Raw genomic sequence first — 12858 nt, forward strand, 5'->3', positions numbered from 1 at the left:
GAGTTTCACCATTGGGACTGAAGACCACACTTGTGACCTTTTTCTGATGCCCTGTGAAGGTTTGCAATGAGTTACCCTTTAAATCCCAGAGTTTGACAGTTTTATCATCACTACCAGAAGCCAGACGTTGCCCATCCGGGCTGAAAACGACACTTCTCACCCCTGCCTGATGCCCTGTGAAGGTTTGCAATGAGTTACCCTTTAAATCCCAGAGTTTAACGGTTTTGTCATTACTAGCAGTAGCCAGGGTTTCACCATTCGGGCTGAAAACGACACTTCTCACCCCTGCCTGATGCCCTGTGAGGGTTGGTAGTTCCTTGCCCTTTAAATCCCAGAGTTTGACGGTTTTGTCATCACTAGCAGTAGCCAAGATTTTACCATCGGGACTGAAGACGAAGGTATGGAAACCAAACTCGTCATCTTTGAAACTTTCCAGTTCCTGGCCCTTTAAATCCCAGATTTTGACGCTTTTGTCATTACTAAGAGAAGCCAGGGTTTTACCATTGGGACTGAAGATGACTCTCTTAACCGGAGCCTGATGTCTGTTAAAACTTTCTATTTCTTTACCGTTTTTTACATCCCAGATTTTGACAGTTGTGTCATCACTAGCAGAAGCAAGATACTTTCCATCTGGACTGAAGACGACACTTGTAACATTTTGCTGATGTTTATTGAAACTTTGCAATTGCTTACCAGTAGTTACATCCCAAAGCTTAACAGTTGTGTCATCACTACCAGAAGCAAGATACTTTCCATCTGGACTGAAGACGACACTTGTAACCTTTTGCTGATGTTTGTTCAAATTTTGCATTTGTTTACCCGTGGTTATATCCCAAAGCTTAACGGTTGTGTCATTACTAGCAGAAGCAAGATACTTTCCATCATAGCTAAATGCAATACTTGTTACCTCTTGTTGATGTTTGTTGAAATTTTGCAATTGTTTACCCGTGGTTACATCCCAAAGCTTAACAGTTTTATCATTACTGGCAGAAGCAAGATACTTTCCATCATGGCTAAATGCAATACTTGTTACCTCTTTTTGATGCCCGGTAAGAATTCGCAGTTTCTGTCCACTTTTGACATCCCAAAGGATAACAGTTTTATCATTACTGGCAGAAGCAAGATACTTTCCATCATAGCTAAATGCAATATTTTCTATTCCTTGCGTGTGTCCAAAGAGGGTTTGCATCTGCTTGCCGTTGGTTACATCCCAGAGGATGATAGTTGCATCATCACTAGCAGAGGCGATAATTTTACCATTAGGACTGAAGATCACGCTCTTAACCGAAGCCTCATGTTTGTTTAAGAGGTTACGCTCTCTTACCCCATAAATTACTTTCTGCAACGCTTTCATAACCAAGGGCTGGATTTCTTTTTTTTCTTTCAAGATATTTCCTGCCTTAATTACGGCGACAAGTGCATCTAAATCTTGATTATCCTCAAGGAGCGATAAGGAATATTGACTATTTGCTTCAGCTTGAGTGATTTCTGCTTGTTGTTTCTGATGCCAAGCCACCACCCCCAAACCAGTGCTAACAATCAAAGCCACAACTGCCCCACCAGCTACTCCCCAAGCAGTTCTAATTTCCCGACGGCGACGCGCTTCTTTTTCTTTTTCTTGGCGATGCCGTAATTCTACGCAAGCCGCAACGTAATCGGCCTCCATCTGGTTGAGAAAGCTAGTTTGTTTTGATAACACTTGGGCATCTTCTAATCTTCCCCCACGATGCACCAAATAACTTTCATCTTGTTGTTCCTTTTCCCACTCTAAAGCCGCTTGACGGATAGTTTCCCGTAACTGCAAATTGATGCGGTTTTCATCTAACCAATTCAGTAACCGATTCCAGTAGCGAATTAAAGCTTCATGGGCTACTTCTACTTCTTCCTGATTTGTAGACCCATCTATACTTGTTACCACCAATCGCGCTCCTTCACCTGCTAACCGGTTCACCAATTCCTTAATCAGTGCTGGATCTCCACCGACAGGTACTAGTTCCTCTAACAAAACTCGTCTGCGTGTATCCCGGCGGGTTTCTCCCTGGAGGGCATTTTCATCTAAGCGGGTTAAACGAATAAATATATTTTTGACTTGATCTTGCTCTGGAGGTGACAAAGTATTATAAACATCATCAGCAGTTTGAGAAATTGCCATCCTTACGCCACCAATTGCTTCATATTCCCCAGACAGCAACCATCTGCCATGTCGCCGCTTCCACAATTCTAATAGTGCGTGTTGGAGCAGTGGCATCGCTCCCGGTTCCCCTTGAACATCATCAAGAATTACATTGCTCAACCCGGCTTCAAAACGTAAACCCACCTGAGCAGATTGCATTTCCATCGCTTTGCGTAGTTCGGCTGTGTCCATTGGTCCAATTAGTTTTTGCCTAACTTCCATCACATCTTTGAGATTGCGGTAGGTAGCACACTCACCCCAAAAATCTGCCCGCATGGTGATGACAACTTTTTGCTGTTGAGCAAGAGTTAAAATTTTTTGAATGAAATTAACCCGGACAAGTTCATCTGTACAGAGGGTAAATAATTCTTCAAATTGGTCAATAATTAGAATTAGAGGTTGCCCTGGAACTTGTGAATGATGAGTTTGTAGTTGTTCCAGGGGGTTACTACTCGGTGTCATATATGACACAATTAAACCCCGCTCTTGCTTTTGGAGAGCCGGAATCAATCCTGCTAATACCACTGATGATTTACCACTACCAGAAGCCCCTAATACAGCTAAGAAGTTATGCTCAGTCAGCTTTTCTTGTAATTGGGCAATGATTTGCTCACGCCCAAAGAAAAACTCGCGGTTTTCCTCCCGGAAAGGGTACAAGCCCAGGAAGGGACAACGGGGATCATAAGCGGGTGGTTGTTGACCTAATGCCAGGGCGTTAAAACTAATATCAAGTATTTCCTCACAGAAGTTATTTACCTCCTCTAATAGCTGCTCTCGTTCCTGACGGGCTTTTTTACTCAAAGCGGCCACATCTGCCCCCAAACTGGTTTCTAGTTTTTGGGCAGTCGTCTCAAATGTTAGTTGTAGTGTTGGCGCTCTTTGTGGGATTAATGCCTCTAAACGTTCTAAACCATCATGAATTTCGGCGTTAGTTAGTTTTCGATCCAGTTGGTCACTAAATAAGAGTCGTCCACCTAAACGGCTAAATAATGCGGGAACTGTAATGTCACCGCGCTCTGCTAGGGAAGCTGTAGCTTCATGTAAGGCGGAGTCTACTTCTCCTGATGCTTTGAGTTGTTTATAAAAGTTTTGGGCGAGTATTTCCGCTGTTTTGATGGTGACTTTTTCGGTCATGGCTACTACCGCAGGCATTCCCAAATCTCGAACTAATCTTTGCCCTAGTCCGCCTAATGATCCTTCAGCATCGGGACTGGCACTTTCGCAAGTACAAAGAAAGGTGAGGTGCGGCAGCCCTTTAGCTCCACGCAGAGAGCGCAATCTGTCTATGAGTCGCGTTGCGGTGATTGCTTCTAGTGTATTATCAGCTTTTGACCAGTAGACAATGGTTTCACCATCATCCATAACTCTACCGTGACTGACAAAGTGCAGTAAGGTATATTGTTTTGTGCGATCGCTAAGTTGGCTACACAGTTCGTCTAGTGTTGGTAAACCAATTGCCCCTTCAACAGTTGCCAGGACATCACAAGGGATTTCCCCCAATGCAGACTTAACACTATGAACACTGGCTTCAACATCAAAATTGCCTAATTTATATTTTTGGGAGTTGCTGGGACTAGATACCAACACCAAAGCCCGCAAATCTCGTCGGCCAATGGCAGGAAAGCGACGGTCAGTAATGGCAGGAATATAGAAAGAAAATGGTACTCGCTGATTGATTGCTAATAACTCCCATTCACCATCTATGGGAGCGCACAAGTTTTGCCAATGTAAGGTTCTTAATTCTGGATCTGATGCTTCAATAAATAGCAATACTCTCAGGGCTTCCTCACTTTCCCGGAGCGCACCGACAAAGGCATCACGGACATCATCTCGAAATAGCTTTTTCCCTATTAATGTACCGTAGTTTTTATGCTGTCCTAAAAGACTGATTAGTTGTTGAAAATTCTCAGTAGTTAGTTCGAGACTACCTTCTGAGCGTAATGGCAGGAGTTCACCAGAACGGCTGTTTTCTACGACAATTGGCCAGTTATCCCCTGATTTGCGCTGAATGGTAATCTCAAACGTATTCATTACTTATTCCTAATTTTTTTGTTAACTCAGTTTTTTCAAAGCTTCCAAGAGACTCATGACACCTGAAATTGCCGCCTCAAGTTTTTCCTTCCGGTCAACAGCAGATTGATCTACAGTCTTGACTAACTGCTCTAGTGCTTGGTTCAAATTTGTCTGGGCTTGTTTGATGGCGGTAGCATCCCCAGCTTCAACCGGAGTTTCTGGGGTCGCAGATATGGTCAGATGTATTTTGTCGATCACAGGGCGATCGCCTGTATGATTGTCACCTACAACTAGCCGCACTGCCGGATCTCCGATAATCGCATAACTGCGAGCATCGTTGTTTGCTGTCCACATTCCCGCCAAACTCTCAGGATTAGCAGTCGCACCGAATTTGATTTCTTCCAGTTCCACACTCAAATCAGAAGAAAGCTCGGCATAGCGTTCATTGAAAAATTCAACAGCCGAACCCACAGGATGACCCTCTAAGAGTCGCTTCAGGGTACTCTCAAATACTGCCAATTGCTTCCCTGTTCTCTCCCACACAAAAGAGCAACCCCAAGCTCGCTCCACATGACCAATTACAGCTAAAGCACCGCCATTGGGATGGCTCAATAATCGCTTAGGTAACTGTGCCATAAAAGCATGGGGCGCGATTTCCAACCTTTCATTTGAGCCTTTTTTGTGGGCGAATTCATCAAGTTTGGGTGTTCCAGCCCCGTAACAGGCAAAATGAAAGGCAATTAACCCTAACAGACGAGCATCTTCCCCAACATCATCCGCAGAAAAATAAAACTCTTCTGGTATCGGTTTACCACGCCACTGCATTGGCCCTGGCCAGTCTTGACACAATAATGCCCCTTGGTGGCGTAATTGTCGCTCATCTCCATTAGGAAAACCCATGCCATGACTAGCGGTAAATAACAGGGCAGGTGTTTCCTCACCTCCTAACAGTTTTCCCAGTCTTGCTTTCGTGGCTTCCTGGGCAATTAAAGTGTCTACAGTCCAATTCTGATCTTTTTGGTCTTCTAGCATCCATGCTGCTAGAGGTTGAATCAAATTCTTCGCACTGAGTTGAGTAGCTGCATCACCACTAGTTTGTACCCCAAAGAAACTAGCCCGGCGAGGCAAAGAAAAGCCTTGAGTTTCAGCCTGGACGACGCTGCGAGCATATTGGGCATACTCTTCTACCGTATCGAAGTAAATCCGACCCACCGCATACTGCACATCAAGTTGGTACTGAAAACGATAGGGAATGGTTTCTGGATCACCGACAATCAGCAAATAATAAGGCATTTTGTCGGGATCGGCTGGGCCTGGACCGACTCCATGACGGGACAAAAATGTATTTTTCGACTCACCAGGACGATAACCTTTGGGTCCGGTATATTCCTGATAATAGTTTTCTTGATTTTTTGTAGCTTGCTGTTGACGATGGTTTAACAGTTCTTGCAGTGCTTCCTTAATTGCTGGATCAGCATTATAGGCAAAAATAACTCCCCAACCCGTTTCTGCCAGATTTTTAGGATCTACTCCTTCTATGGGTGCAAAGTCAGGTTCTAAACCTTTGACGTGCAAATCCTTTTTTTTGAGTTCACTTAGTTCAATAGGGTCAAACTCTTCACCTTGAGCAATTTTGGCAATTTGTTCGGCTGTTAAAGGAGGTAACAAGTATTCTCCTGAAGCCCCATTAATCCCATTCGTATATAGCTCTTCTGTTTCCATTTTGTTGAGATTCTATTTTTTATTTTTTGTGTGGTTTGCTTAACTAACTAGGGCTGCTGACCAAACAGCATGAGCTACTTCCGGTTTATCAATGGCGTTATGTGCGCCAGTAAACAGGTCTGGCTTCGGTACAGTAATATATTTGCTACTTTCTAGGTTGTAGATTTTACCAGATTGAAAATCGTAACTTTCGGTTTGGCTCAACATATCCATGTTGGTGATATCTAATTCTTCGCCTTGGATGCCATAGACACCAATACCCCCAACACCGGGATAGGTGATTGTCGTCACATCAAAGTTGATATCTTGTCCCCCCATCATTCCCAGTTTTCCTGCTGCTGGATAGGCATTTTTAACAGCAGTATCTTGTTGAGATTGGGTAGTAATAATCGGGCCGTTAACTTTACCTTCGGCAATAATTGGGTGAAAGTAACCAACAAGATTGTTTCTATAAGGAACTTTGGCACTATAAGACCACAGTGAGACAGCCCCCTGAATTAATGCCAGAGAATTAACAGGACGAGTCAACTTATTATTGTCTTTTGTCCCGGCGACAATGGCAGAGACAACAATAGTCCCAAAGCTATGCCCCATTAAGTGGAATCGCACTTGCTCATCGGCTACTTGTTGCAATTTGTTTAACAAGTCAAAACCTCTGGTTTGTCCTATTTGCCGAGCCAGGTCTTTCATTTTCCAGAAAGATAACAATCTAGGAACTTGTAAAAATAAATCCGATGCGGATGCCATGATATCTTCGATGCCAAAGCTGACATCTCCAGATTGGTCTTCTAATGCGGCTTGATATATAGTTTCCGGATCATCTAAATTCAAAGGTTCAGTTTCGCTCCACTCAGGGTTATTTTCATCTGCCCTGGTTAAGGATGCTTCTTGAATCAATACCTGGTAAGCTGTCAGAACTTCTGGTGGTAAGTTTTCTGGTGGAGTGTCATACTCAATCCCCGCCGTAAAAATCGTTCTCAGTGCCTCTCTAGTGGCTTCCGTGTCTGAAACTGCACAGGCATAATCATCAATCAATGCATTCAATGGAGATTCTTCGGTTGTATCAAAGGAGGGAACTAGAGCATCTAAGTTTTCATTACCCCAGGGTTTACTTGGCCAATGCAGCCCAATTAATAACGGATTAAATCCCGGTCGGTGCTGTCGCATTTTTTCCAGATCAGCTTTGTTGTTGAACATAGCTGCAATCCAATTTTGGTATTGTTTTTTGGCGGCAGGAATGTCACCCATCCAACCATGACTCATGATAAAAACATCTGTAATTGGCTGACTGGGTAAAACATTTAGGAGTTCTTGGCTGAGTAAGTTGCCATTTTCTAGACGTTCTTTTCCTGTCTGATCAAAACAAATCAAAAAGTATTTTAAGGAAGTACCTGGTACTTGTTCGATAGGCATGAGTTAATCCTTATACTATAATATTCGTTACGAATTATACTATATTAGTGGAGCAATTACAAATAATACTGCGATTTTATTAATGATAAATATAACTGAGTATCCAATGATTACTAATAACTAATGACTAAACCTTAAAATATGCCAGTTAAATTAACTTTATGCCTTTTGCGACTGTAAGAATCAGCTAAGTCAGACTAGAATTAACCGGGCCAGTTAACCTTTGCTGAAATTCCCAACACAGGAGGTTTAATTTTGACGAAGTTGAAAATTGGTATTAATGGATTCGGTCGAATTGGTAGACTTGTGTTACGTGCTGGTCTTACTAATCCCAATATTGAATTTGTGGGAATTAATGATTTAGTTCCCCCCGACAACCTTGCTTATCTTCTCAAGTACGACTCCACACACGGGAGATTGAAAAGCAAAGTTGCAGCCAGAGAAGACGGGATTGTAATTGACGGTCATTTTGTCCCTTGTGTATCCATGCGAAATCCCGCAGAATTACCTTGGGGTAAATTGGGTGTAGATTATGTTGTTGAATCTACAGGACTGTTCACAGATTACGCTGGGGCGGAAAATCACCTGAAAGCAGGTGCAAAGCGGGTTGTGATTTCTGCACCAACAAAAGAACCTGAAAAGGTAAAAACAATGGTCATGGGTGTAAATCATCACCTATTTGACCCAGCCAAAGACTTAATTGTCTCCAATGCTAGTTGTACTACAAATTGTTTAGCACCTATTGCTAAAGTCATTAATGATAACTTCGGTTTAGCTGAAGGGTTAATGACTACAGTTCACGCTACAACAGCCACTCAGCCCACGGTAGATGGTCCCAGTCGTAAAGATTGGCGCGGTGGACGAGGTGCGGGTCAAAATATAATTCCCTCCGCTACAGGGGCGGCTAAAGCGGTGGCTTTGGTATTACCAGAATTGAAAGGTAAGTTAACTGGTATGGCGTTGAGAGTCCCTACTCCTGATGTCTCCGTAGTTGACTTAACTTTCAAAACTACAAAATCTACAACTTACAAAGAAATCTGTGCAGCCATGAAAAAAGCTGCGGAAGGTAATTTAGCAGGTGTGTTGGGTTACACCGATGAAGAAGTAGTATCTACGGATTTTCAAGGTGATGACCACTCTAGTATTTTCGACGCAGGGGCAGGAATTGAACTCAATGCCAATTTCTTCAAAGTTGTCTCCTGGTATGACAACGAATGGGGTTACTCCAACCGCGTCATTGATTTAATGTTGTCAATGGCCAAGAAAGAAGGATTGATTTAGGATATTAGTGATTGATAATACTCCGCATTCATTGTAAGATTATCCATCTTCTTCCTTCTTCCTTCGTGTTCTTTGCTTCTTCGTGGTTCATTTAATCCATATTCTCCATGGGCTTAACGGGGTGTGCTACTTTACCGTTACTCCTTACATACTTATGCGTCGCACTAAAATTGTTTGTACTATTGGACCTGCTACATCTTCACCTGAGAAATTAGAAGCTTTGGTGAGGGCGGGAATGAACATGGCGCGTTTGAACTTTTCTCATGGTGCTTATGAGGCTCACGCCGAGGTTTTTCATCATCTGCGGCAGATTAGCAAAGATTTACACAAGCCCATTGCCATTATGCAGGATTTGTGTGGTCCAAAGATTCGGTTGGGGAAATTACCACCGGAAGGACTAATGTTAGAAGCTGGGACTGAGGTAACATTTCTCCTACAAGAGAAGGGCGAAAATATTGACGAGTTACCCTTACCTCTACCCACATTATTCGCCATGATGCGATGTGGTGAACCGATGTTAATTAATGATGGTCGGGTAAAATTAACTGTTACCAGTCGTGACGCTGATAGAATTCGCGCTCATGTGAATATTGGCGGTTTGATTTCTTCCCACAAAGGTGTGAATTTACCTGCAACTCCTTTACCTGTAAGTTCGATTACAGAAAAGGATTTAATGGATTTACGTTTTGGGATACAATTAGGAGTAGACTGGGTTGCAGTTTCCTTTGTGCGATCGCCCCAAGACCTCGAACCCGCACGCCGCATGATTGAAGGCGCTGGCTCAAAAATTCGTCTCATTGCCAAAATTGAACGGGCGGAAGCAGTAGAACAGCTAGATGCTATCATTGCAGCCGCTGACGGTATTATGATTGCTCGTGGGGATTTAGGGGTGGAAGTACCTATCTATAAAGTCCCCCTGATTCAAAAAGACATTGCCCGTCGTTGTAATCAAGCTGGTAAACCTGTGATTACAGCTACTCAAATGTTAGAGTCTATGATTAGCGCCCCCGATCCTACTCGCGCTGAAGCCACGGACGTTGCTAACTCGATTTTCGATGGTACAGATGCAGTTATGTTGTCTGGAGAAACTGCAATGGGTGACTATCCGATTGCGGCTGTCCAAATCATGCACAATATCGCCTTACAAACAGAAACAGCGCTACAAGAGGGAAATAGACATTCTTGGATTCCTGAAGCTGGTAGTCTCTCTGTCACAGAATCAGTATCTCAATCTGTCTGTCGCATTGCTTATGAAACAGGCGCTAAAGCGATTCTCTGTAATACTTCATCAGGAAGTACAGCTAAACTGGTTTCTAAATACCGTCCCAGCACCCCAATTATTGCCCTGACTTCCGACTGTACCACTTACCGTCAATTAGCTTTATCTTGGGGTGTAGAACCCTTACTTACTCAACCTGTTCACAATGCTGAAGAAATGTTTGTGAATGTGGTAGATACTGTTGTCGAAAGTGGTTTAGTCCAGGAAGGAGACAAGGTTGTCATTACCTCTGGTGTCCCCATTGGTCAATCTGGAACAACAAGTTTAATTAAAGTGCATTCTATTGGACAGCCAATTATGGCATGACGCATCTAAAATGGGTAGTTGGTAATGGGTCATTGGGAATTGGGGATTGGGAATTGGTAAATATTTTTACCTCTTACCTCTTGCCTTTTGCCTCTTGCCTATTCACTGACCACTAACAACTAACAACTGACCACTGACATTGGAGTATGTTATGCCTAAGAACTTACTAGAAGCACTACGGGCAGTAACCGTTGTGGTAGCAGATACCGGAGACATCCAATCAATTGAACAGTTTAAACCTCAAGACGCTACTACCAATCCCTCACTGATTACCGCTGCGGCACAAATGCCGGAATATCAGGATATTGTTGATCAAACTTTACTCAAAGCCAAGAAAGATGCGGGTGCTGGTGCTAGTCAAGACCAGGTAGTATCTCTGGCTTTTGACCGCTTGGCGGTATCTTTTGGATTGAAAATTTTGCAAATTATTCCCGGTCGTGTTTCTACAGAAGTAGATGCTCGGTTATCCTATGATACAGATGCAACTGTAGCTAAGGCACGGGATTTAATCGCTCAGTATAAAGCTGCTGGTATTTCTAAAGAACGGGTTTTGATTAAAATTGCCTCTACTTGGGAAGGTATCAAAGCTGGGGAAATTTTGGAAAAAGAAGGTATTCACTGTAACTTAACTTTACTATTTGGTCTGCACCAAGCGATCGCCTGTGCGGAAGCTGGTATCACTTTGATTTCTCCTTTCGTTGGTCGAATTCTTGACTGGTACAAAAAAGATACTGGCAAGGATAGCTACCCCGCAGCGGAAGATCCAGGTGTATTATCTGTGACTACCATTTATAACTACTATAAAAAGTTTGGTTATAAAACTGAAGTAATGGGCGCTAGTTTCCGCAATATCGGCGAAATTACAGAATTAGCTGGTTGCGATTTGCTGACTATTTCTCCAGGGTTGTTAACAGAATTGCGAAATACTGTCACCGAATTACCCCGCAAACTTGATCCCGCTAAGGTAGCAAATCTATCAATTGCCAAAATCTCTGTTGATAAAGCTACTTTTGATCAAATGCACAATGCTGACCGCATGGCTTCTGATAAACTCGCAGAAGGTATTGATGGTTTCACCAAGGCTTTGATTTCTTTGGAAAAACTATTGGCTGAAAGATTAGCTAGTTTATAAAGTGAAAAGGTAACTGCTTAATCATTAGATAATGGGTAATTAGTAAAATTTTTACTTTTTACTAATTACCTACTAGAGCATTTCCCAGTTTCATGAGGTACAAGAACCTCACCCCCAACCCCCTCCAATATCAAAAATTTATCCTTTTCTTCCCCCCGTTGCGGGGGGAGTGAGGGGGGTGCGATGATGCACCTCATATAATTGGAAACCGCTATCTACTTCTGGATAAGGAAAATACCGAAAACCCTTGAAGGGGTGTCCGACTCAGGAGGACACCCCTTTGCTTCAGCCAAGGGATGAAGGCTAGTTGCAGGATTTATCCTGCACTAACATTTTGTATATTTTGTATATATTGTATAATAAATGCAGGTTGAAACCAAATCAAATTGATTATTCAAAATTGAATCAATGCTAGTCCTAGAATACAAAGTTAAAGGTAAACAAAATCAATATAACGCCATAGAAGATGCTATCCATACCACTCAATTCATTCGTAATAAAGCGATCAGATAAACGCCGCAGTTAATATTCTTAATCTAGCAAAAAATAGGGGAGGGCATCCCCGAATCAACGCTATAGGAGTTGAAACCGCTACTCTGCTTGGTGACTCAGCGCTGTCTTGGGGTTTTCCCCCATGAGCGACTGAGGAACCCGTAAGGGTGTGAGCATGGTTGAGCAAGTTTTGACGGTGAGTGTAGAATCCCCGTGTCTTTAGACCGGGGAGTGTCAAGAAAAAATATTCAAAGCGGTTAAAACCGCACGAATTGTTTCCCTCTCAGCACTAACAGTGACTGAGTTTTCCATTTACCGCGAGGTCTTATGAGCTTAATTTTACTAATTGAAGATGAACCTCAAATTCTGTTAAATCTTCAGGAGATTTTAGAACTAGGAGATTTTACTGTTATTACTGCTCCAAACGGTAAAATCGGCTTAGAATTAGCTAAAAGCAAATATCCTGACTTGATTATCTGTGACATTATGATGCCAGGTTTAAGTGGCTATGACGTGTTAACAGAATTGCGACACGATCCTAAGTGTGCTGATATCCCGCTGATTTTTCTCACTGCTAAAATTGAACGCAATGATTTACGTCAAGGTATGAGTTTAGGCGCTGATGATTATATTACCAAACCTTTTGAGCCTTTTGAAATTTTACAAGCAGTTAAGGCGCGTTTAGAAAGACATTCAATTTCAAATCAGGTATATCTGAAAGAATCTCATAAATCAAAAGCACTCCAACAGGAAATAAAAAAAAATCGGACTGAATTACAAAACTCCCAGGAGTTGGCACACATCCGAGGTAATCTCTTAGAGAAATTCTCAGAGGACTTACGCAATCCACTTTCTAAGATTAATATGGCAATTTATATGATCAAACAAGCTAAAAATGATGAAGATCGGGATAAATATCTAGCAATTTTAAAAGAAGCATACACCCAGGAACTAGATATATTGAACGAAATGGATAGCTTGCAGGAATTACTAACTTCTGAAAATACAAAGTTGCTGCGAAATTACAAATTACTGTAATCTATCCCA

The 12858-nt window shown here is 42.5% G+C and carries 7 protein-coding genes; 4 read left to right on the forward strand and 3 right to left on the reverse strand.

Annotated elements, in window-relative coordinates; translation table 11 throughout:
* From FJR11_RS11730 to FJR11_RS11740, 3 genes are all read right to left on the reverse strand, one after another.
* Positions 1-4204 (reverse strand): CHAT domain-containing protein (locus FJR11_RS11730; RefSeq protein WP_168503841.1); only part of this gene is annotated, 4204 nt, incomplete at its 3' end.
* A gap of 21 nt (positions 4205-4225) precedes the next feature.
* Positions 4226-5908, reverse strand: a complete 1683-nt coding sequence (locus tag FJR11_RS11735) for a hypothetical protein (protein ID WP_168503842.1) — start codon at positions 5906-5908, stop codon at positions 4226-4228.
* Between the two features lie 39 nt (positions 5909-5947).
* Positions 5948-7321: a hypothetical protein gene (locus FJR11_RS11740; RefSeq protein ID WP_168503843.1), complete on the reverse strand. Its 1374-nt coding sequence runs from the start codon at positions 7319-7321 to the stop codon at positions 5948-5950.
* Positions 7322-7576: 255 nt separating this feature from the next.
* Here FJR11_RS11740 and gap point away from each other — a divergent pair, with 255 nt between their 5' ends.
* From gap to FJR11_RS11760, 4 genes are all read left to right on the forward strand, one after another.
* Positions 7577-8602, forward strand: coding sequence for a type I glyceraldehyde-3-phosphate dehydrogenase (gene gap / locus FJR11_RS11745; protein ID WP_168503844.1), 1026 nt, complete (start codon positions 7577-7579; stop codon positions 8600-8602).
* A gap of 154 nt (positions 8603-8756) precedes the next feature.
* Complete coding sequence (gene pyk, locus FJR11_RS11750) at positions 8757-10187, forward strand: pyruvate kinase (RefSeq protein WP_168503845.1); 1431 nt, start codon at positions 8757-8759, stop codon at positions 10185-10187.
* Between the two features lie 151 nt (positions 10188-10338).
* Positions 10339-11319: a transaldolase gene (locus FJR11_RS11755; protein WP_168503846.1), complete on the forward strand. Its 981-nt coding sequence runs from the start codon at positions 10339-10341 to the stop codon at positions 11317-11319.
* Positions 11320-12138: 819 nt separating this feature from the next.
* Positions 12139-12849 carry a response regulator gene (locus FJR11_RS11760; protein ID WP_168503847.1) on the forward strand — a complete coding sequence of 237 codons (711 nt, stop codon included), beginning with the start codon at positions 12139-12141 and terminating at the stop codon, positions 12847-12849.
* Positions 12850-12858: the final 9 nt, after the last annotated feature.

Source organism: Anabaena sp. UHCC 0187, from assembly GCF_009712035.1.
In the GTDB taxonomy this organism is placed as follows: domain Bacteria; phylum Cyanobacteriota; class Cyanobacteriia; order Cyanobacteriales; family Nostocaceae; genus Dolichospermum.